The organism is Cryobacterium sp. Y11 (genome assembly GCF_002929535.1).
Classification (GTDB): Bacteria; Actinomycetota; Actinomycetes; order Actinomycetales; family Microbacteriaceae; genus Cryobacterium.
In genome coordinates, this window is record NZ_PJJO01000053.1 from 134,944 (window position 1) to 155,541 (window position 20,598).

The 20,598-nt window shown below is 64.0% G+C and carries 19 protein-coding genes and 1 pseudogene; 12 read left to right on the forward strand and 8 right to left on the reverse strand.

Going from position 1 to position 20,598, the window contains the following annotated elements:
* Positions 1–228: 228 nt before the first annotated feature.
* Together CXY75_RS19435 and CXY75_RS07125 are read left to right on the forward strand one after the other, a co-directional pair.
* Positions 229–408 carry a hypothetical protein gene (locus CXY75_RS19435; RefSeq protein WP_146069396.1) on the forward strand — a complete coding sequence of 60 codons (180 nt, stop codon included), beginning with the start codon at positions 229–231 and terminating at the stop codon, positions 406–408.
* 178 nt (positions 409–586) lie between these two features.
* Positions 587–2,089: a phosphotransferase gene (locus tag CXY75_RS07125; RefSeq protein WP_104082125.1), complete on the forward strand. Its 1,503-nt coding sequence runs from the start codon at positions 587–589 to the stop codon at positions 2,087–2,089.
* Between the two features lie 28 nt (positions 2,090–2,117).
* Here the strand turns inward: CXY75_RS07125 and CXY75_RS07130 are convergent, their stop codons facing one another.
* Positions 2,118–2,312, reverse strand: coding sequence for a hypothetical protein (locus CXY75_RS07130; protein ID WP_104082126.1), 195 nt, complete (start codon positions 2,310–2,312; stop codon positions 2,118–2,120).
* Positions 2,313–2,331: 19 nt separating this feature from the next.
* On the opposite strand from CXY75_RS07130, the pseudogene CXY75_RS07135 reads away from it, so the two are divergent.
* The 4 genes and pseudogenes from CXY75_RS07135 to CXY75_RS07150 all read left to right on the forward strand — a co-directional run.
* Positions 2,332–2,580 (forward strand): annotated as a pseudogene (locus tag CXY75_RS07135) (hypothetical protein); the annotation flags it as partial.
* Positions 2,580–2,999: a hypothetical protein gene (locus tag CXY75_RS07140; RefSeq protein WP_104082127.1), complete on the forward strand. Its 420-nt coding sequence runs from the start codon at positions 2,580–2,582 to the stop codon at positions 2,997–2,999. The pseudogene CXY75_RS07135 and the gene CXY75_RS07140, both read left to right, overlap by 1 nt.
* Before the next feature lie 48 nt (positions 3,000–3,047).
* The gene (locus CXY75_RS07145; protein ID WP_146069397.1) at positions 3,048–3,362 is read left to right on the forward strand and encodes a hypothetical protein; all 315 of its coding nucleotides are present in this window, start codon (positions 3,048–3,050) and stop codon (positions 3,360–3,362) included.
* A gap of 37 nt (positions 3,363–3,399) precedes the next feature.
* Entirely contained in the window at positions 3,400–4,401 is a 1,002-nt protein-coding gene (locus CXY75_RS07150) for a glutathione S-transferase family protein (protein WP_104082129.1), read from the forward strand.
* Between the two features lie 85 nt (positions 4,402–4,486).
* On the opposite strand, the gene CXY75_RS07155 is transcribed toward CXY75_RS07150, so the two are convergent.
* Complete coding sequence (locus tag CXY75_RS07155) at positions 4,487–5,320, reverse strand: aldo/keto reductase (protein ID WP_104082130.1); 834 nt, start codon at positions 5,318–5,320, stop codon at positions 4,487–4,489.
* A 349-nt stretch (positions 5,321–5,669) separates the two neighbouring features.
* On the opposite strand from CXY75_RS07155, the gene CXY75_RS07160 reads away from it, so the two are divergent.
* From CXY75_RS07160 to CXY75_RS07170, 3 genes are all read left to right on the forward strand, one after another.
* On the forward strand, positions 5,670–6,944 hold the full coding sequence (locus CXY75_RS07160; RefSeq protein ID WP_104082131.1) for an MFS transporter: 1,275 nt from the start codon (positions 5,670–5,672) through the stop codon (positions 6,942–6,944).
* Between the two features lie 39 nt (positions 6,945–6,983).
* Positions 6,984–7,472, forward strand: a complete 489-nt coding sequence (locus CXY75_RS07165; protein WP_104082132.1) for a DUF427 domain-containing protein — start codon at positions 6,984–6,986, stop codon at positions 7,470–7,472.
* 98 nt (positions 7,473–7,570) lie between these two features.
* Complete coding sequence (locus tag CXY75_RS07170) at positions 7,571–7,888, forward strand: DUF6457 domain-containing protein (protein WP_104082133.1); 318 nt, start codon at positions 7,571–7,573, stop codon at positions 7,886–7,888.
* Between the two features lie 9 nt (positions 7,889–7,897).
* Here the strand turns inward: CXY75_RS07170 and CXY75_RS07175 are convergent, their stop codons facing one another.
* The gene (locus CXY75_RS07175) at positions 7,898–10,189 is read right to left on the reverse strand and encodes an FdhF/YdeP family oxidoreductase (RefSeq protein ID WP_104082134.1); all 2,292 of its coding nucleotides are present in this window, start codon (positions 10,187–10,189) and stop codon (positions 7,898–7,900) included.
* Positions 10,190–10,347: 158 nt separating this feature from the next.
* On the opposite strand from CXY75_RS07175, the gene CXY75_RS20075 reads away from it, so the two are divergent.
* The 3 genes from CXY75_RS20075 to CXY75_RS07185 are packed head-to-tail and all read left to right on the forward strand — an operon-like array spanning position 10,348 to position 11,657.
* Positions 10,348–10,512 (forward strand): hypothetical protein, encoded by a 165-nt coding sequence (locus CXY75_RS20075; protein WP_199182400.1) that lies wholly within the window; start codon positions 10,348–10,350, stop codon positions 10,510–10,512.
* Positions 10,513–10,561: 49 nt separating this feature from the next.
* Positions 10,562–11,029: a DoxX family membrane protein gene (locus tag CXY75_RS07180; RefSeq protein WP_104082135.1), complete on the forward strand. Its 468-nt coding sequence runs from the start codon at positions 10,562–10,564 to the stop codon at positions 11,027–11,029.
* A gap of 34 nt (positions 11,030–11,063) precedes the next feature.
* Positions 11,064–11,657: a GNAT family N-acetyltransferase gene (locus CXY75_RS07185; RefSeq protein ID WP_104082136.1), complete on the forward strand. Its 594-nt coding sequence runs from the start codon at positions 11,064–11,066 to the stop codon at positions 11,655–11,657.
* 23 nt (positions 11,658–11,680) lie between these two features.
* On the opposite strand, the gene CXY75_RS07190 is transcribed toward CXY75_RS07185, so the two are convergent.
* From CXY75_RS07190 to CXY75_RS07210, 5 genes are all read right to left on the reverse strand, one after another.
* Entirely contained in the window at positions 11,681–12,298 is a 618-nt protein-coding gene (locus CXY75_RS07190; RefSeq protein ID WP_146069398.1) for a hypothetical protein, read from the reverse strand.
* Positions 12,299–12,503: 205 nt separating this feature from the next.
* Complete coding sequence (locus tag CXY75_RS07195) at positions 12,504–15,875, reverse strand: ATP-binding protein (protein ID WP_104082138.1); 3,372 nt, start codon at positions 15,873–15,875, stop codon at positions 12,504–12,506.
* Positions 15,872–16,567: a DUF4194 domain-containing protein gene (locus CXY75_RS07200; protein WP_104082139.1), complete on the reverse strand. Its 696-nt coding sequence runs from the start codon at positions 16,565–16,567 to the stop codon at positions 15,872–15,874. The genes CXY75_RS07195 and CXY75_RS07200 overlap by 4 nt, the downstream gene beginning before the upstream one ends.
* Complete coding sequence (locus CXY75_RS07205) at positions 16,560–18,071, reverse strand: DUF3375 family protein (RefSeq protein ID WP_104082140.1); 1,512 nt, start codon at positions 18,069–18,071, stop codon at positions 16,560–16,562. The genes CXY75_RS07200 and CXY75_RS07205 overlap by 8 nt, the downstream gene beginning before the upstream one ends.
* Positions 18,071–20,302 carry a UvrD-helicase domain-containing protein gene (locus CXY75_RS07210; protein ID WP_104082141.1) on the reverse strand — a complete coding sequence of 744 codons (2,232 nt, stop codon included), beginning with the start codon at positions 20,300–20,302 and terminating at the stop codon, positions 18,071–18,073. The genes CXY75_RS07205 and CXY75_RS07210 overlap by 1 nt, the downstream gene beginning before the upstream one ends.
* Positions 20,303–20,598: the final 296 nt, after the last annotated feature.

A 20,598-nucleotide genomic window follows, 5' to 3' on the forward strand; every position in this document is an offset into this window, starting at 1 on the left:
GCCACTTGACATAAGACTCTTTGTATACCCCTGATTCCCGGCCAAAATTTATTGCGGTTGTCTTGGCTGCGCCCTCATCGACCGCACGGACCACACTGATCCGACACAGACTGCTCGGTATGCATAATTTGCCTGCGAATGCAAGGGGCAGCGAACTTAAGTGGATCCCCCTAGTGTCATGCTGACGCGAGTTACCACTTGCGCAGAAACAAGCCAAGGGACCCCTCCATGCGACTTACCTGCCCGTTTTGCAAGTCCTCGGCCCGCCTGAAACCCAATCCGGCGCACGCCCTGCACATTGCCCTTCCCCTCTATGTTTTGAAGTGCACCGGCTGCGAGCGCACCAGTATTCGTGTTGAACCAGTGCGCCTGCCGCACGTCGCCCTCGCTGGGCACGCCTCGGCCTAGCCCCTTCGCGGCCGGGAACAACCGTTCCCGGCGCATCCATTACCCGCGTGAGCGTGCGAGGGTGCAGCTCCGACTGCGATTGCAGATACTCACCAACGCGCCTTCTTGCATCCACCGCTGCGGCAATCCCGAACAGCGACTCGGGGCGAAATTCCGGTGAGAACGCTACGCTGGCGGCATGATCGATGGAGACCGTGCCCACAGCTCAGATCTGGCCCCGAGCCACCGAGGAACACCGCTACCCGGCTACGTCAACGACTGGGTATCGACCCAGCGTTGGTTCGGCAACAAGGGTCAGATTCCGGCCCTACGCAGCATCGGTCACATTTCCCTGGCCTGCGCGGAACCCGGAGTCACCATCCGCGTCGACCTCGTTCTGGACACCGCAAGTCTGAATCTGACCCTGTACCAGCTGCCAACCACCGAACGCCGCGCCGAATGGCCCGACGGTGCGGCGGCCTTGATTACGGTGCGCAATCCCGGATCCAACCGGGCGCGCTTCATCTACGACGCGCCCCACGATCCAGCGTTCGCCGGGGCGCTGCTCTCGTTCATGGAGAACAACGGCGTGGCTGCCGCTTCCCCGCATCCCCTGATCGACGGCGTTGCGGCGAGCGCGCGTGGCGAGAACCTGCGGCCGGGCGTCGACGCCGCGTCACAGGGCACCGTCACGTCGAGCCGGGTGCTGAGCGGCGAGCAGTCCAATACATCGATCATCGTGCAACAGGCGGACGCGGCGGGCAGGCCGACCACTCCAATCATTTGTAAGGTTTTTCGCATTATCCACGCCGGAGAGAATCCGGATGTGACGGTGCAGGCCGCCCTGGCCGGCGCCGGATCGCTACGGGTGCCGCAGCCGTTTGGCGCCGTCCTGGGCCAGTGGGATGACCCCGCCGAGCCGGGAAGTAGCGCCGTTGGGCATTTGGCGTTCGCCCAGGAGTTCCTACCCGATGCCCCCGACGCGTGGCGCACTGCGCTGATCGCTGCGGCCGCCGGCAACGATTTCACCGGCCCCGCGCGGCGCCTCGGTCAGGCCACCGCCGACGTGCACCAGGATCTAGCACGCAGCCTGCCCACCGTCGAAGCCACACCAGAGGTCATCGCTTCGGAGATGGCCAAAATTCGCCAGCGTTGCGCTCTCACGCTGCTGGAGGTGCCATCCCTGGCTAAACACCGCGCCGCAATCGAGGCGGTGTTCGTGCGGGCAGAAGGGGCATCGTGGCCACGGCTGCAACGTATCCATGGAGACTTTCACCTCGGTCAGGTGCTCGATGCGCCAGGCCGCGGCTGGGTACTGCTCGACTTTGAGGGCGAACCGCTGCGCACTCTGCGGGAACGCACCAAACCCGACGTTCCGCTGCGCGACGTTGCTGGCATGCTGCGCTCCTTCTCCTATGTCGCCGGAGCTATGACGAAAACGCCGGCAACAGTCTTGGACGCGACCGAAGTGGGGCCCAGCTCGACTATTCCCGACTGGGCCGCAGCCTGCCGCGACGCTTTTCTCGACGGCTACGCAGAACGTTCTGGCATTGAACTAGCTGATCAGAGCGCCCTGCTCGCGGCATTCGAGCTCGACAAGGCTCTGTATGAGGCAGTCTACGAAATTCGTAACCGTCCAACCTGGCTTCCCATCCCGCTCGAAGCGATCGAACGGCTGGTCGGCGCGCGCCCCGCGACATGATTGACAAATCACGGTCGGATCACCCCCGTCAGAAGGCGGACCGGGACTGTTTCGCCTTCGGTGTAGGCTTGGCGCGATCACGGCTGGCCTCACCGCTGCGCCGCAGGGCTTCCATCAGGTCGAGCACCTCGCCGCCCTCGCCATCATCGTCGTCGGGAGCACGCGTTTTTTCGGTCTCGACGGCATCGCCGTGCTTCAGCTTGGTCTCAATCAGGGCCCGCATGTGGGGCCACAGTTGACGCATGAACGCCAACAACCAGGTGGCATCGGTCGATGCACACCGCATTACGCTCACCCAGCTCGACAAGGTGCTGTATCCCGAGACCGGCACCACCAAGGCCGACGTGCTTTCCTACTACGCTGCGATCGCCGAGGTGCTCATTCCATATGCGGCGAACCGACCGGCCACCCGCAAACGCTGGGTACACGGCGTCGGCACAAGCGAGGACCCCGGGCCGATGTTCTTTCAGAAGAACCTCGAACCGGCGGCGTGACGATCCGGGATCACGGCGAGTATGAGCTCGAGAAGTGGCGCGATGATGAGCTCATCGTTAGCCTGCATGGAGAAGCCGATGCCGGGCTCGGCGGCACCGCCCGATTCGCCCTGATCCGAACGAAAGACGGACGAGGCAGGGCGGACAATTGGTTGATTCACCGGATGAAGCCCGCCGGTGCCGCCGGCAACTCACGCACGAATGCCCGACCAGCAGCCGCCCACAGCGCTCACACGCCCTCGAAGAACGCTTACTCCGCTATGCTCGCCGTTGCCGGGTCAGAACCCGAACTCGACGATGCTGCCTGGGCCTTAGAGATAAAGTGGGACGGCATGCGTGCTGTCGAGTATGGCCAGGACCTTCTAGTCAGACGAGGTATTGGGCGCAAAACACGGTTGCAAAACCACGTCAGATGAGTGCGTCTCGGGCGTTTGAGCAATGCCGTGGGCGGGTACAGTGTGGGCATGAAGCTGACCGCCATCGACCCGCCCACCCGTAGTTTTTCGCGCTGGCTCACCGACGAAGAAATCGGTCGCGTGATCGCCCACAAGCGCAGCTGGCGGCAGGCACCCGACGGCAGTGTATTCGCCGGCAAGATTCGCAAAACGCGCATGGCCGCCTCCCTCGAGCACCTCGGTGCTGCCGCCGTCGCCAACGGCTGGGCCAGCCGGCCGCGCACCGAACCGAGCGACAGCAGCGGCCCGACGCACATGATGTGGGGCATCATCGACGCCCGTACCGACGCCGAAATCGCCGCGGAGCTGGGTGGGGAGATCTAAAGCGGCCAGTTCAGCTCGAGGCGCGTAGCGTAGAGCTATGAGCCTCACACCCAGCTATATACAACCCGGCCTGGACTTCAACCGCGACACCAACTACATCGAGGACCGCATCACGCGGGATGGCCGGGACGGCTGGCCGGTCGAACCGGGCCGCTACCGACTGGTCGCCGCTCGCGCCTGCCCGTGGGCAAACCGCACCACGATCGTGCGCCGACTGCTCGGGCTGGAAAGCGTCATCTCACTCGGTCTGCCCGGCCCCACCCACGACAAGAACAGCTGGACCTTCGACCTCGACCAGGGCGGAGTCGACCCGGTGCTCGGCATCGAACGCCTACAGCAGGCGTTCTTCGCCCGTTTTCCCGACTACCCGCGCGGAATCACCGTGCCCGCGATCATCGATGTACCAACCGGCAAGGTCGTCACCAACAACTACCCGCAAATCACCCTCGATTTCGAGACGGAGTGGGTGAAATACCACCGCGCGGGCGCTCCAGACCTCTACCCGCAGGGCCTGCGTGCCGAGATTGACGAGGTCGCCGAACTGATCTTCCACGATGTCAACAACGGCGTGTACAAGTGTGGCTTCGCCGGCAGCCAAGAATCGTATGAGCGGGCCTACGACGCCCTGTTCGCCCGACTGGATTGGCTCGAGGAGCGCCTGACCGGGCAGCGGTATCTCGTGGGCGACACGATTACTGAGGCGGACATCCGTTTGTTCACGACCCTGGCACGTTTTGACGCGGTCTATCACGGGCACTTTAAGTGCAATCGCAACAAGCTCAGCGAGATGCCGGTGCTGTGGGCCTATGCCCGCGATCTGTTTCAAACGCCCGGCTTTGGTGACACGATCGATTTCGACCAGATCAAGAAGCACTATTACGTGACCCACGTCGATATCAATCCCAGTGGCATTGTGCCCAAGGGGCCGGATGCTGCCACCTGGCTGGCACCGCATTCTCGTGCCGATCTCGACGGCCGACCATTCGGCACCGGCACCCCGCCGGAGGCGCCGCTGCCCACCGAGCGCATCACGAACTGAAGCGGCAGGACCACAGAGAAGTACGGGGACCACGTGCGAACTAGCACCGTGGCCCCCAAAAACATGTCGGTCCTGTTAGCGCGGCCTACGAGATGTAGTTGAACTCGTCGGGGTTCGGGCCCGTGCGCTCGTCGCGGTTCAGGGCGGTGATCGCGACGATATCCGCCTCTGTCAGGACGAAGTCGAACAAGGCGAAGTTCTCGTCGACTCTGCTGCGGGTAACCGACTTCGGAAACACGATGTCGCCCCGTTGCAGGTGCCAGCGCAGGGTGACCTGAGCCGCGGACTTACCGAGACGGTCGGCGATCTCCGTAATCACCGGGTCAGAAAGGACTGCGCCCTGTGCGAGCGGCGACCAAGCCTCGGTTGCAATGCCGTGCTCAGTATTGAATGCCCGAAGCGCGTCCTGGGTGAGGTACGGGTGAACTTCGATCTGGTTGACGGCCGGCACGGTTTCGGTCTCATCAAACAAACGCTGCAGGTGCTCACGCTGGAAGTTGCTCACGCCAATGGTGCGCACGCGTCCGGAGCGCTGCATTTCTTCCATTGCCTTCCAGGTCTCGACGAAGTCTCCGACAGCCGGGAGAGGCCAGTGGATGAGAAAGAGGTCGAGGTAATCGAAGCCGAGGGCGTCTAGGGTGCGGTCGAAAGCGGCCAGAGCGTCGGCACGGTCATGAAACCCGTTGTTGAGCTTGCTCGTGACGTAGATTTCAGATCGGTTCAGGGCAGACTCTGCAATGGCTTCACCGACTTCTTTTTCATTGCCGTACATCTCGGCCGTGTCGATGTGTCGGTAGCCGGCCTCAAGAGCAGCAAGGGTCGCCGCCTTGGTCGTCTCCGGAGTGACCTGAAAAGTGCCAAATCCGAGCTGCGGAATCGTGGTGTCGTTATTGAGAGTGACGGTCGGGACTGCGGTCATGGATGTATCTCCTCGTTCGAAATTTAGTGCGCCGCTGGCTCTTTCGCCGCTGGTATTACCCACCGACTATGAGGCTGCCCGGTCGGTGTAGAAACGTCAACCTCTCACGGCGAACGTACCTAACCGCGTGCACCCTAGCCAAAACCACCCTACCGAAGGAGATATTCCGTGCGCATATTGGCCCGGTTACACTCCCAGCCAGTACACAGCGTTGGCGCATTGTCGCGCGGTGCCACCGTCGGGTGCGCGGATCGCCTCCTGTACCCGCTGCAGCCAAATTCATCTGTCGCCACCGGGGCTCGCCGCACGCGTACGCTGATCATGTGCCCCCAGTCGTGACCATCCGTTGATGGTGTCGACGCACCCGGACCGCGCTGCGGCATCCGCCGGCTGGAGCGGGCACGTGCACGGCAGCTCCGACTATCGCAAGCTGCTCGCCGGCTTGTTCTTCGCTGGCATCGCCACCTTCGCCCAGTTATATTCGCCGCAGGCTGTGCTCGCACACATCGCCGACGATGTCGACGTCAGCGCAGCGGATGCTGCACTGGTCATCTCCGCATCGACGCTCGGCCTCGCCGTCGGCGTGATTCCCTGGTCACTCGTAGCCGACCGACTCGGGCGGGTACGGGCCATGTCGATCGCCGTGATCGCGGCGACGGTGTTCGGATTGCTCGTGCCGTTCGCGCCCACCTTTTCGCTGTTGCTCACCGGGCGTTTTGTCGAGGGGTTGATGCTCGGCGGTGTACCGGCGATCGCGATCGCCTACCTGAGTGAGGAGATTGAGCCGCGTCACGCCGCCCGCGCGGCTGGCACCTACGTCGCAGGAACCACGATCGGCGGGTTACTCGGGCGCATCGTGGCTGGACCCATCACCGAACTTGCTAACTGGCGGGTCGGTGTCTTCACGGTCGGAGTACTCTGCGCTTTCTCGGCCGCACTCTTTATCTCGTTGGTTCCGGCGCCCCGCGGCTTTGTGCCGCGCCGGTTTGTGCCGCGGCTCGCTCGCAAACGCGGGGTCCGGAACCACGGTACCCATCTGAGCCTGATCACGCTACTGCGCGCCAACCTCACATCACCGCGCCTTTTCGCACTCTATGCGCAGGGGTTTCTGCTGATGGGCGGTTTCGTCGCACTCTACAACTACCTCGGCTTTCGGCTTGCCGACGACCCGTTCAACCTGCCGCAGGCCCTGATCAGCTTGGTCTTCATTGCCTACCTGGCCGGCACGTGGTCGTCGGCCCAAGCCGGCATCCTTGCCGCTCGATCCGGGCGCTGGGCGGTCTTGCTCAGTTCGCTCGTATGCATGACCGCTGGAGTACTACTGACCCTGTCGACCATGCTCGTGATCGTTCTGCTTGGTGTCTTGCTGGCCACGGCCGGGTTCTTCGCCGCGCACGCCATCGCCTCGGGCTGGACCGGTGCCACGGCTCAGATCGGTCGCGCGCAGGCGTCGTCACTGTACAACCTCGCGTACTACGCGGGATCGAGCCTGTTCGGCTGGCTGGGCGGCGTGTTCTTCGTACAGTGGGGGTGGGGCGGCACTGTGGCCATGGTCGCCGGGCTCGCCGGGCTCGCGGCCGTGATCACCGTTGTCGCGCTGCGCCCTCAACCGAGGCAGCCCTAACACCACGATTTTCGCAGGATATCGTTCTACCATCGAATCATGATTGAACCAGTGGAACGCGACCCCGTCGGCCCCGACCAGGAATCCGTCTGGGACTACCCCCGCCCACCCCGCATCGAACATACCGGGGAACACATCACCATCGAACTCGACGGTGTGACCATTGCCGATACGAGAGATGTCGTGCGGGTGCTCGAGACCAGCCATCCACCGGTGTATTATCTGTCGCGAAGTGCCTTCACGCCGGGCGTGCTTCAACCGGCTGCCGGTCATTCTTACTGCGAGTTCAAGGGCGCTGCCGGATACCTCTCGGTTGGCTCCCGCGCCCGGTCCGCCTGGTTTTATCCCACACCAAATGCGGGTTTCGAGTCTCTCACCGACCGCGTCGCTGTCTACCCGGGGGTAATGGACCGGTGCACCGTCGACGGTGAAACGGTGCGCGCACAAGACGGCGACTTTTACGGCGGCTGGATAACCGAAAAAATCGTCGGGCCATTCAAGGGCGCGGCGGGCACCATGGGCTGGTAGCCCACGGAGCAACACGATTTCATTGCACGGGATTTCTCAGCTTGGGGTAGCCTCGGACAAATCAGGCATCCGACGTACTCGAAACTGAAGGAGTTGCTGTGACCCACAACGCCGTAGACGACGAGATTCTCAAGCAGTGGATCCGTCGCGTCAGTCAAGCACTGCAGATTGTGGACCTCGAGGTAGACAACGACCTCGTGCTCACCGTCGCCGATGACGCTACCCATGCGGTGAATCCAATGGCCGCCCCGATCACGACGTTCATGGTCGGCTATGCCGCCGGTCTCGCCGCAGCCAACTCGGCGATGCCCTCACGCACAGCCGTGGCTCGGGCTGTGGATGTGGTGACCGCCGTCTGCCGGCAGCCCGAGAAGGAACACCCCGACGCCACCGGCTGGGTGAACACCGCGCAGTAGCGTCAAGATTCACGCAGCACGCTCCAATCGAATGATGACAGCCTTCGACACCGGTGTGTTGCTGCCATCGGCGACACTATCGAGCGGCACGAGCACGTTCGCCTCCGGATAGTAGGCGGCGGCGCAACCGCGTGGCGTCGGGTATGCAACCAGCCGATAGCCGCGTAACACGCGGTCGACGTTGTCACTGAACTCGCTGTGCACGTCGACCAGATCGCCATCGACGAAGCCAAGGGTGAGTAGATCTTTGTTGTTGATGAAGACCACACGGCGACCCTTCTTGATACCGCGATAGCGGTCATCGAGGCCGTAGATGGTGGTGTTGAACTGGTCGTGACTGCGCAGCGTCTGCAGCACCAGACGCCCGGGCGGTACTTCAAGATATTCCAGGGTGTTCGTGGTCAGCATGGCCTTGCCGATCGGGGTGTTGAAGGTGCGCGAGTCCCGCGGGCCGTTCGGCAACATGAATCCGCCCTCCTGCCGGATGCGTTCGTTATAGTTCTCAAATCCCTCGACCACGTGGGCGATGTGGTCACGGATACGGTCGTAGTCGGCCTCGAATCCGGGCCAGTCGACCGCGACCGAGTCGCCGAGCACTGCGCTGGCCAGGCGCGAAATAATCGCGACCTCCGAGAGCAGGTTTGGTGCGACCGGCTCGAGCTTTCCCCACGACGGATGCACCGCGCAGACCGTGTCCTCCACGGAGACAAACTGCACCCCGCCGGCCTGCGCGTCGATTTCGGTGCGCCCCAGGGTCGGTAGTATCAGCGCCTCCTCGCCGGTTACAGCGTGCGAGCGATTGAGTTTGGTGGAGATCTGCACGCTCATTTCGGTGCGTTGCATGGCGGCCTCGGCAATGCCGGTGTCGGACATGGCTGCAACGAAGTTGCCGCCCAGCCCTACCCACACCTTCAACTTTCCGTCGCGCATCGCCCGCACTCCGTAGACGGCATCAACACCGTGCTCGCGCGGCGGGTTGAAACCGAACTCGGCTTGCAGGGCATTGAGGAAAGCCGGCGGCATCTGCTCCCAGATGCCCATGGTGCGGTCACCCTGCACGTTGCTGTGGCCGCGAATCGGTGAGGCACCGGCACCGGGCTTGCCGATGTTTCCGCGCAGCAGCAGCAGGTTGATGATTTCTTTGACGGTATCTATGCCTTTTTTCTGTTGCGTCACCCCCATCGCCCAGGTGATGATCACCCGATCAGCGGCCAGATAGCGTTTGGCCAATTCGTCGATTTGTGCCGCGCGCAAGCCGGTCGCGGCCAACACCATTTGCTCGTCAAGTTCGGAAAGATGCTGCCGCAGCTCGGTCAGCCCGTGGCAATGTTCGTCAAGAAAAGCTTGATCGAGCACGGTTCCTGGGGCAGCGTCCTCGGCGTCGAGCACCCGCTTCGAGACGGCCTGCAGCAATGCCATGTCGCCGCCGAGGCGAATTTGCAGAAACTGGTCTGCTATCTCGGTGCCATGGCCAATCACCCCGCGCACCCGCTGCGGGTTCTTATAGCGGCGCAGGCCGGCCTCGGGCAGCGGGTTGATCGCAACGATCTGCGCGCCAGCATCTTTGGCTTCTTCGAGCGCGGTGAGCATGCGTGGATGGTTGGTACCGGGGTTTTGACCGATGATGATGATGAGGTCGGATTTCGCAAAGTCGTCGTAGCTGACCGTGCTCTTGCCAATGCCGACGGTCATGCCCATGGCCCAGCCGGTGGATTCATGGCACATATTGGAGCAGTCCGGCAGGTTGTTGGTGCCGTAAGCGCGCGCGAACAGCTGGTAGGCGAATGCGGCCTCATTGGAGGCGCGGCCACTCGTGTAGAAGGCGGCTTGGTCGGGCGAGTCAAGACCGTTGAGTTTGGCGGCGATCATGCGAAATGCCTCGGGCCAGCTGACCGGACGGTAGTGGTCGCTGCCGGCTGGCTTGTAGACGGGTTCGACCAGGCGCCCCTGCATTCCGAGCCAGTACTCACTCTTCTCTTGCAGGTCGTGCAAGGAATGCTCGGCCCAAAAACTTGTCGGGATGGTGATCGGGGTGGCCTCCCAGGTGACAGCTTTGGCGCCGTTCTCGCAGAACTCAAAGGCCTTGCGGTGCCCGGGGTCGGGCCAGGCGCAGCTCATGCAGTCGAATCCGTCTTTCTGGTTCAACGCCAGCAGGGCGCGCATTCCCCGCGCAGCGCCCATCTGGGTGATTGCCGGCTGCATGGAGTGCAGCACGCCCGGTACGCCGGCGGCCCAGGATTTGGCGTGGGTGACCTCGATGTCGATGTCGGTGACGTCGTTGATCGGGGGTTCACTGCTCATGCTGCACCGCTCTCGTTGCGTTATCGCTTCGCCGCCCATACGGTCGACGCTGGCACGATACACCCACGGAGTTGGAAGCATCCGGTTGGGCCGTGATTATGTCACTAATACCCCCATGGGTATAACATGGGGGTAATTCCGAATGAAAGGCACCCACCATGTGCAGAGCCGTCACCTGCAAGACCTGTCAGAAGACCACCTGGGCCGGGTGCGGCCAGCACGTCGACCAGGTCATGACGGGTGTTCCGCGCGCCCAACGGTGCGAGGGCCATATGAAAGAGAAGTCCACCGGCGGCTTCTGGGCACGTCTGCTCGGCCGGTAGCAGCGGCGCCCTGGTCAAACCCTCGATTGAACACGTACACTCAGGGCACATGACTTCTCCGAAAACTGGCGGGGCCGCATCGCGCTCGCGCCATTCGCTGCCGCGGCTGCTCGGCCGGCTGGCCCTCGGCGCCGTGCTGCTTCTGGCTGGAATTAGCCACCTCACGTTCAACCGGGAGGCATTCCAGGCTCAGGTTCCGGCGTGGGTGTTGCTGGACCCGGACCTGGTCGTCGTACTCTCGGGAATAGCCGAGATATTACTGGGAACCGCGTTGCTTACGCTGCACCGGTGGCGGGTACCCGTCGGCTGGGTTGTCGCCTTGTTCTTCGTGGCCATCTTTCCGGGCAACATCTCACAGTTCGTCACGGCGACCGACTCCTTCGGACTGAATACAGATGTGTCGCGGGGCATCCGCCTCGCCTTTCAGCCGCTGCTCGTACTGTGGGCACTCTGGGCTACCGATGCGTGGCGAGCCTGGCGCAGCCGGGTGGCGGCCCGGCCTCCGGCACAGCGATAGCGGGAGTATGCCCGCCATCGATAGTGTTGGTCGCATGGACCCGCTATCCTTTCGCTGCGCGACGACCGATGATGTTTCGGCCTTACTGGTATTGGTGACAAGCGCCTATCGGGGCGATGCGAGCCGGCAGGGCTGGACCTGTGAGGCCGACCTCATCGACGGGCAGCGCCTCGACGCCGATATTCTTCATGGAGACCTCAGTCGCGCTGACAGCCTCGTTCTTCTCGGTGAACGTGGAGGCGATCTGGTCGGGTGCGCGCACATCGCGAAGGACGTGGGCGATACGGCCTATTTTGGTATGTTCGCCGTGCGCCCAACCGGCCAGAGCCAGGGCGACGGCAAACGCATCCTGGCCGAAGCGGAACGCCTGGCTGTCTCGGAATGGGATTCAACTGTGATGACGATGACGGTCATCGATGTGCGGGACTCCCTCATCGCGTTCTATGAGCGGCGAGGCTATCGACGAACCGGCGTGCAGAAACCCTTTGACTTCGACACACGCTTCGGAGTACCTAGGCGCGACGATCTACATCTCGCGGTGCTTGAAAAAGTTCTGCAGCACGGCTCACCACCCAGCCTTTTGGAGGTGCAAGCATCAGCCGGTGATCCCGCCCCGTTCGGGTTGTGACGAATGGCAGGCCGCTTTGCGCATCAGGGCGCGGTACTGGTGGGGCGTGAGCGCAACCACATGCCCGATGCGGGATGAAACGGCAGCAGGAAATGTAGGAGGAGGCCCGACAGGACCGTGACGGTTACCGCTCCAATGGCCGCGAAATTAGTGAACTGTGCCTCAACGTTAACCCCGGCCAACGTCGTCACGGTCCATCCGAGCGCCCACAGCGTGGCCATGCCCAGGGCCCACAGCCAGCGTCGGCGCGTGCGCGGCGGTAACCCCATGGCCTGCGCGGCACCGAGCACGATCCCGGTGATAGCTCCCATCAAGGCTAGCTCCGGCAGCGTCGTGCGATAGTCGACCACCGTCGAGCCGAGGAGCAGACCCACACCCAGCCCGATCCCGGTCAACGGAACCCAGTTCAGCGGATTGAGACGACGCCGACTGGCCAGCACCTGACCGAAGCCGATGACGACCCCACAAACCGCGCCACCGATCAGGGCCGATACGGGGTTACTGACGCGCCCCCCGGCGGCCGTGCCGGCCAAACCTGCGATCGGGAACGCAAGAAATCCTACGCTCCACAGCAACCAGGTCGAGAAGAATGTGGGGTTTCGGAAGCTCGGATTGCGATGGAGTCGCCGCATTCTGGTCACGTTTCTGCTCCAGTCCACGATACTGGTCGGTGAGTGCAGCCCACGTCCTTGAGATGAATCTCGGACCGGCATGCAGACATGCTACGCCCAAGCTAGTGCGGCCAAACAGGGTGCGGGGATAGCCAAACAACGCGGTACCTGATCGGCGAACGCGGCTTGGGCAACGATACGTGCGTTTTCGCATGCAGAGCCGCCCGGACTGCGCTTAGGCCACAAGTACCTCCGGTGACGCTAAGGGCGTGATGTAGGAGTAACCGGTGGCCGTGTTCTTGGTGACCGACAGCACGAGTTGCATGGATGGTTCAAGCGCGGTGACCTTGTCGAGCGGGGCTCCGACGATAAGTTGAAAGCCGAGCCCCTTCCACGCGGCGACGGCTCGACCGGCGAACTCAGCGTCGGATTTGACGAAACCCTCGTCGAGAAACACCGGCGCGAAGCGCGGCCGGGTGCGGCTTTCATCGCCGAGCTGAAAACGTAGGGCCGCGCCGACCACGAAGGCCACGAGCTCCTGCGACTCGCCACCGCTCTTTCCCCCGAGGGACGAGTAGGTGCTGACGCGGGTGCCCTCCTGCGTCACGCGAACAGCCGTGATCTCGACATGCTGGCGCACGTCGAGCAGCACATCGCGCTGGGAAGTGGTGGTGCCCTCGGGACGCCGAATCACAGCCATGAACTGCTGCAGCCGGGCGAACCGATCCTCGGTTTGATCGTCGGTGAATTGTTCCGTCGCACCGGAGGAGAGCGCTTTGAGCTCCTTGCGGAACGCGGTCGCGTCGTCGCGGTGCAGTCGGCGCAGGGAAATCTGTAGGCGGTCGCGGGTTGCGCCGAACGGCAGGGTCGCGAGGATCTCATTGATCGGCCGTAATCGATCTTCGATCTCTTCGATGGCCGTGTTGAACGCGCCGGTGAGCGGCACAAGGTCCTGCCCGCTCCACGCGGAGAGCCGGCGTTTCCATTCTTGGCGACGCTCGGAGAGACCGAGTGTGCGGATGGCATCGAGAATATCGGTGTAGCTCGTGACCGATTCGAGCGCGACACCGATATTCGGATCGGGCCAGCGAGCCTGGTACGTCTCGAAGATGCCGATCATAGTGGCGCGGTCACGGGCGGCACCGTCACGATCCTGCGCCGACTGGTTGATCAGCCGCTCACGCAGGCGTTTGAGGCCACCGGGGAAACCGGCGAGGTCGTTGTGGTCAGTGACGCGCGCGAACTGTTCATCGAGGTGCAGAGAATGTTCCGGCGACAGGGTCAGCGAGTCGCTCTGTTCGATCTGTTCGAGTCGATCATTGACCGCATCCTGTGCGTCGACGATGCTGCCCTGCTCATCGCTGAGCACGGCCCCGGCCTGCTCGGTGCTGTGCTTGATTTTCTGGGCAGCATCCAGCTCGAGGGCGAGCCGGGCCCCTTCGTTACTCAGGGCGCGCAGAATATCGCTGCTGGCCAGCATCCGCTCTTGCTCCGATTTCTTGCCCTGAATGCGTTCGGCTGCCGCCCCGACGTCAATGGTCAGCCAGTCGGTGTCGAGAATGTACTGGTGAGCGGCCTGTCGGTCGCGCAATGCACCGAGTTGCTCGGTAACAGCGGATGCCCGCCCCGCGATCGCGTCAGCTGCCAGCGACTGCGCGGTCAGCTCTACGGCGATGTCATCGAGCCGGGCCCGGCTGGAAAAACCGATGATCGACTTCTGGCCGGTGTTCCAGCCATGGGCGCCGCGGGAACCGTTGCGCGTCTGCCCGCTCGGGGTCACTCGTGCACCCTCACCAACCAACTCGGACGGGTTGGCCACGCAGAGCGCGTCGAGGCTCGACGACCGAAGGCGCGCCCGCACCCAGCTGCTGAACGGCGAGTCCTTCAGATCGAGCTTGCCAGACACGTAGCGGGCGTCGCCGGTCACGGTCTGATGCTGCTCCAACGCCACACCCTCGAAGTGGATGCGCAGAGGCAGCTGCAGTGGGTCGATCGCCGCGCTCAGGTGCGCGAGGCGAGTCTCGTCGACGAGCAAAACCCGAACGACCGACGACAGGGTCATCTCGGCGGCCTGCCGCCACTGTTCCTCACCGGCGGTAATGTCGATGAGTTCGGCGACGAACGGCAGTTCCTGGGCCGGAATTCCCGCCGCTTCGGCGATCAGCAGCCGGGCTTGATGCAGGGGCTGGGGCACCAGGCTTTCGCGCCCGGTCAGAAATACGCGTTCCCTTTTGAGTAGGCGGATGCCCTCCTCCACGGGGTACGCCTCACGCTGCTGTGCCGCACGCGTCGCCTCCAGGGCAGACTCGGCGGCGGCGAACTCGGCGGCAAAGCGGGTGGCCTCCTGCTGGGCGGCCGCGAAGGTAGCAGCCGAATCGATCGATGCAGCCAGAACATGCACCCTGTGATCGAAACTCGCGTGCTCCCGCGCCACAGTGTCGCGCTGGTCGCTGAGGTGCACGAGCTCGGTCTGTAGCCGTTCGAGCACATCACCGCCGTTGTCGCGCTCCTGCTGTTGCACGTCGACAACCTGGATTTTCAGCGCGGTCTCGGCGTCGCGCGCCTCTACGAGGGCGGTCTGATTGTCACGGCGGGCTACCCGATTGGTGTCGGCGGCAGTCTCGAGCAGGGTGTGTTCGGTGCGCAGCTGCCACAGCACAAACGGGGTGTCCCCAGCCCGGTGCACGCCGAAGGTGTCGACCAGTTCGGCCTTGTTGGTTGCGGCCTGGTAAGCCTGCTGCAGTTCGGGGAGGCGTTCGAGTACCTGGGCCTTTTGCGCTTCCGTGACCATGGCACCGTAGGAACGTTCCAGGTCTTCGAAGTGGTCGACCGCCTTGTCGGCGGCAGCGAAGGTCGCGGGCTCTTCGAGCACCATCGACTTGTAGAGTCCGTCGACCGTTTTCACCTGCTGGCCGGCCTGGATGCGGGCGAGCAGGCGCAGGGCCTTGCCGCCCTCGCCGTTGGCGCCGATACCGAGCCGGGTGTACAGGGTTTGGGCGAACGCCGCGTAGGTATCGAATACGTCGAGGCCTTCGAAGCGGGCCTTGAGGGCGCGCTTGTCGAACCGGTTCTCGGCGCAGGAGGCGAGGTCGCGTAGGTCAAGGCATCCGTCGGTCGTGGCCATTTTCATGGCGACGTCGGCGAATTTATGGGCGCCAGGCGGGACGAAGTAGGCCCGCAACACGGTAAACCGGCGCTCGTTGTCGTCGATGAAGGTCAAGGCGATGGCGCCCCAGGTAGCCTCGTGCGCGCCGCGCAGCACCTGGTCGGTCAGCTCGCCGGTTGCCGCTTCCCGGTTGGCGTCGGTCTTGCCGCGCAGGTAGGTCATCAGGTTGCGCTGGTCGTGGCTGCGGGCACGGCCCGAGCCGGCATCGTTCGAGGCACCGTTGAACGGGGTGTCCGAGGGCATCATCAGCGCCAGGTAGGCGTCGAGCAGGCTGCTCTTGCCGGTGCCTGACGCACCGGAGACGAGCGTGGCCGCGGCACTAAAGTTGATCGTGTGGTGACCGTGAAATCCGCCCCAGTTGACCAACTGCATGGATTCGGCCCGCCACTGGGTAGTGCCCTCGGTGGCGCCGTCGATGTAGAACAGCGGGGAATCGTTCATGCGAGGGGCTCCAGGGGCGAGGCGGCGAGCGGTTCGGGGTCGTCAGCACGGTTTTCCTGACGCAACCAGTCGAGCAGTTCGCCGAGACGTTCCACCGACAACAGCACTTCGATCACGGCCGAGATACGAAATCGGTCTGGGTCGCTGGTCTTCAGCAACACCCTCGCTTTGGCGAGGCTGTCGACCGCGGCAGCGGCCTTTCGGGCGTCACCGGAAAGATCGGTGGCGTATTCCGGGCGAAAGTGCGCAACGTTCTCGACCAGGTTGTCCCGGTCGACGAGCACGATCTCTTGGCCGTTGGCCCGTTCACTGCGAAAGCGCTGGCGCAGCAGCACGAGCAGAATTGTCTCCTCGCGGGTGTAGGCCACGTCATGCAGCAGCGTGGGAAACCGCTCGCCGCCCTCCGCGAGGGCCTGCCGCTTGAAGGCGACCTCGTAGTGGTGGTCGACGTGCAGGTCGAGGAAGACGTCGTTGAGGCGGGACTTGAGCAGGCGCTGCGACTTCAGCAGGGTCTGCCATTCGACGGGCTGCAGGGCCGCCGAGATATAGCGGTGTTTCAGCAGCAGCACGAGGGTACGACGCTGCTCTACGCTCAGCCCGCCCTCGTCGCCCTCGAACAGGGACAGGGTCTGGGGGTCGCTGTCGATGTCGGTGGCGGTGCCAGTGGCCTCAGCCGAGAAGTCGTCAATCATGCTGGGAACCCAAATTCTGGGCGGCCAGAGCCGCCGTGTCGTCGTCGGTCAAGATGCGTCGCGGCACGTCGAAGACCCGCACCGAGCCATCCGGTCGTATCGTTTGAAAACTCTCCAGGCTGACCGGGCCGGCCGACGTGCTCAGCTGGGCGGCCAGTTGCAGCAGGCCGAGAATTTCGACCGGGCGGCGCAGGCTTGCATCGAAGCTGTTGAATGCGCTGCCAACGGATGCCGCCTCCCCCGCCGCAACAGCGGCCACGAGTGCGTCGCGCAGATCTTCGAGCAGCGGCCCGCCCTGCAGGCGCAGGTCGCCCAGGCTCGGGGCTGTGGGAGCCGCGTCGGACACGTCGGCCAGCGCGGGCGGCCCGAGGTGGGCAATCGGATCGTAAAACCGTTCGCGCAAGTGTTCCACCTCGAGTGTGCCGGACATGAGCTCGGTGGTGACAGTGGAGCGCGGGCCGGCGGTCTGCATCCAGACGGCGAGTTCGCGATTGACGCCCCGCAGCACGAGCTCAAGCTCGCGGTCTTTCACCACGTCGTGGTTGACGATGTGCTCGCGCAGCGTGGTCGTGAGCCCTGTGCGCTGGGTGAGAACGTCATCGATGCCCTTGCGCAGCAGTGTCACGGTGCTCATGAAGCTTCGGCGTTCGTTCAGAGTCAGTTCGAGGGCGAACGGATGCAGCAGAATCGTCTCCAGATCGGCCTTGAGCCCCTGCATGAGGGTGTCGTTGCGCAGCAGGGTGAACGCGCCCTCGAAGGCGCGACCCTCAGCGGTCGACGACATGAGGGCATCCGTTTTGGTCAGGTAGTCGTCGAGAACCTCGCTGATCGGGCGTTCCTCGCCGCGAAAGTCATTGACGATCTGCCGGTGCATGGCCGCGACCGACTCTTCGACCCGTTTGAAGTCGCTCGGGAGTTGCTGGATCAGGTCGATGAGGTTGGCGTAGCCCTCGTGCATCTGCTCGTTCGAGGCCGCCGCGACCAAGCCTCCGGCGGCAAGGCGATCGCGTTCGCTGGTCAGTTCGTCGATCTGCTGGTCGAGGCGGCGCATCCGCTCTTCGCGATCGGGGTTGGCCTCTGTGGCTCGGTGGCGCACGGTGTCGACGATCGTACCGAGGCGGGATTCGCTGATCAGTGCACGATCGCTGGCGAGACCGTCCACGAGGAGCAGGGCTTCGAGCGCGTGGCTGGTGAGCGAGTAGTGCTCTTCGCTCCCGTCACCCGCGTCGCGGATCTCCCGGTACAGCCAGAGGTCGTTCATCCACTGCACGCAGAGGGCGCGCCCGGTCTTCTCGGGGGCATCGACACCGGTGCTGCGGAGGTCGGCGAGATAGGCATCCACTTGGGTGTGGAGCAACTCGCACGCCACGCTGCGGCGGTCCCGGCTGAACGAGCTCTTGAACACCGCGAGCACGAACGGCGCCCATTTGCGGTCAAGTAGGCGCAGGGTGGGTTTGTCGAACGCTTCGCGCACCCGCGCCAATTCGACTGCAATATCACTCACTAGGCGGTTCCCTCGCCGAGCGGGGCGTCGCCGGCCAGATAGAGCCGCTGCGTGGCCCGGGTCATCGCTACATAGAGTGCGCCGGCGCCACGCTCGGAGGCCGCGAGAATGGCAGCCGGGTCGACGACGATGACCGCGTCAAACTCTAACCCCTTGGCATCCTGCGGCGTGAGCAGCGCGATCTCGCGGCTGAGGCCAAGCGCACCAACGCCGAGCAGATCGCCGAATTCAGCCCGCAGAGTGGATTCTAGGTCGTCGAGAGCGGCATCGACGACGATCACGGCCAGGGTGCCGCCGGCGCCGAGCGCGCGGTCGCGGCGCACCGCCACCGCGGCGTCCGCTACCGTTTCGACCGGCCACTCACTCGACCGCACCGTGCGGGACGGCGTGATCGGCAACCGGTGCGAGATCGCGACGGTTTCGGCCGCCGTGGCGATCTGGCTCGGCGTGCGATAGTTCACGGTGAGTTCTTCGAGCCGCCAGCGGTCGGCTTCTGGCGAGCCGTCGAGCACCGGCTGCAGCGCCTCTTTCCAGCTAGCGGATGCCGCGGCGCTGGCCGCCTGCGCGATGTCGCCGACGATCGTGAACGACCGGCGCGGGCCACGGCGCAGCACCAGCCTCCACTGCATCGGGGACAGCTCCTGCGCTTCGTCGATGACGACGTGGCCGTAGGTCCAGCTGCGGTCACGCGCCGCGCGCTCACTGGTGGTGGCCCGTTCATCGAGTTCGGCGAAGCTGGCCGCGAGATCTTTCGCGTTGACGAGCCCCTTGACCTGCATGTTTTCAATGGCCGTTTCGGCGTTCTCCACGTCACGTTTGCGCTGTTCCTTGAGCGCGCGTTTCTGCGCCTGGTCGACCGCGTTGTACTCACCAAGCAGCTCGGCCGCCTCGTCGAGCAGGGGAATGTCGGCGATCGTAAACTCGGCGCCCCGCGAACGGGCGAGCAGCTTGCGCTGGGCGTAACGCCAGCGCGGGGTCAGCTCCTCCAACCATTGCGGCCGCGCATAGAGATCTTGCAGCAGCTTGTGCGGGGTCAGCGGCAGCCACGCGGTGTTGAGCGCGACGCGCACATCGTCGGCCAGGCGCAGGTCCTCACGCAGCATCGGCAAGTCCGTGTCGTCCATGGAGCGGCCCTGCTTCTGCAGCTGCTCCAGCCAAACCCGGGAGAGCGCGTTGATGGCGGTCTTTACGAAGGTGACCCTGGCCTCGTTGTGGGTCTTGCCGGTGCTGCGCGCACGCGCGATCGCCTGGGCCACGAGCTCGGGCTGCAACACGATGCGGTCGTTATTTACGACAAGCACCTGAGCGGTGGAAGGAGTGCGCTGCCGGGAATGTACCGCCCGGGCAATGAGATCAGCCATGAACGCCTGGCCCTTGAGGGCCGCGACGGCGGGGGCATCCTCTTTGGTCGCTTCGACGCCAGGAAAGAGCTGACCGACCGAGGCGAGTACAACGCCGGTCTCGCCGAGGGAGGGCAGCACGGCCTCGATGTACTGCAGAAACGAGCGCGACGGGCCAATGATGAGCACTCCACTGTCGCGCAGCCGATCTCGGTGCGTGTAGAGCAGATAGGCAGCGCGGTGCAGCGCCACGGCGGTTTTTCCGGTGCCGGGGCCGCCCTGCACGACGAGAACACCGGCCAAATCAGAGCGGATGATGCGGTCCTGCTCCGCTTGAATGGTCGAGACGATATCGGCCATGTGCCCGGTACGCTGCGCGGTTAGGGCCGCGAGCAGGGCGCCCTCGCCCTGGTGCGTGGTCGCATCCGGGTTGGCGAGCAGCGCGGGATCAAGAATCTCGTCTTCGATACGGATGATGTTGCGCCCCTTGGACAGCAGGTGGCGGCGGGCCCTAGCCCCGAGCGGCGTGGCGGCGGTGGCCTGGTAGAACGCGCTCGCCTGCGGCACCCGCCAATCCAGCAAAAGCGGCTTGTGGTCTTCGTCGCGCAGGCCGACCCGGCCGATGTAGCGGTAAACCGAGTCGCCGGAGTTGTCTGGTATGGTTTCGAGCCGACCAAAGGCGAGCCGGTCGTCGACCTCACGCAATTGCACGATGCGGTCCTCGTAGAGGCGGGCAAAGGTGTCGCGTTCGCTCCGGGACTGATGGTTGCCGCCGACGTCAAGGCGCCGCACCTCGATCAGCTGGTGTTCGGCCTCTTTTGCCAGCGCGTCCAACCGCTCATACAGCGACTGGACATAGTTCTGTTCCTGAACAAGCTCCTGGTCGATCACGCACGCACCCCTTAAACCGAAGTCACTAGTTTAGTCGCGGTCGGTGTGGGCCTTGCTGTGTGTGTTGAGCCGCGCGTCGAAGTCCCGGCCGGGCATGCCTCGTTCCCTGAGGTCTTGATCGGTGAACGTCATCTCCGGCGTATTGCCGCGATGACGAGATCATTCTTTGAGCCTGAGATTCTGCTCGTTGGTGGATACGCGCGCGCAGCCTATGAGCATCCCAATCATGCTTCTGAGCGTGTCCCGTATGTCCCCCGCTCATCGGCATTTTCTCGGGCGGACTACTGGAACTGCCG

Bases quoted from the DNA above. Each gene is read 5' to 3' on its own strand.
- CXY75_RS07180 (WP_104082135.1), top strand. From the start codon at position 10,562: ATGACTTCTCCGAAAACTGGCGGGGCCGCATCGCGCTCGCGCCATTCG.
- CXY75_RS19435 (WP_146069396.1), top strand. From the start codon at position 229: ATGCGACTTACCTGCCCGTTTTGCAAGTCCTCGGCCCGCCTGAAACCC.
- CXY75_RS07185 (WP_104082136.1), top strand. From the start codon at position 11,064: ATGGACCCGCTATCCTTTCGCTGCGCGACGACCGATGATGTTTCGGCC.
- CXY75_RS07125 (WP_104082125.1), top strand. From the start codon at position 587: ATGATCGATGGAGACCGTGCCCACAGCTCAGATCTGGCCCCGAGCCAC.
- CXY75_RS07145 (WP_146069397.1), top strand. From the start codon at position 3,048: ATGAAGCTGACCGCCATCGACCCGCCCACCCGTAGTTTTTCGCGCTGG.
- CXY75_RS07130 (WP_104082126.1), bottom strand. From the start codon at position 2,312: ATGCGGGCCCTGATTGAGACCAAGCTGAAGCACGGCGATGCCGTCGAG.
- CXY75_RS07160 (WP_104082131.1), top strand. From the start codon at position 5,670: ATGGTGTCGACGCACCCGGACCGCGCTGCGGCATCCGCCGGCTGGAGC.
- CXY75_RS07150 (WP_104082129.1), top strand. From the start codon at position 3,400: ATGAGCCTCACACCCAGCTATATACAACCCGGCCTGGACTTCAACCGC.
- CXY75_RS07175 (WP_104082134.1), bottom strand. From the start codon at position 10,189: ATGAGCAGTGAACCCCCGATCAACGACGTCACCGACATCGACATCGAG.
- CXY75_RS07195 (WP_104082138.1), bottom strand. From the start codon at position 15,875: ATGAACGATTCCCCGCTGTTCTACATCGACGGCGCCACCGAGGGCACT.
- CXY75_RS07165 (WP_104082132.1), top strand. From the start codon at position 6,984: ATGATTGAACCAGTGGAACGCGACCCCGTCGGCCCCGACCAGGAATCC.
- CXY75_RS07200 (WP_104082139.1), bottom strand. From the start codon at position 16,567: ATGATTGACGACTTCTCGGCTGAGGCCACTGGCACCGCCACCGACATC.
- CXY75_RS07155 (WP_104082130.1), bottom strand. From the start codon at position 5,320: ATGACCGCAGTCCCGACCGTCACTCTCAATAACGACACCACGATTCCG.
- CXY75_RS20075 (WP_199182400.1), top strand. From the start codon at position 10,348: ATGTGCAGAGCCGTCACCTGCAAGACCTGTCAGAAGACCACCTGGGCC.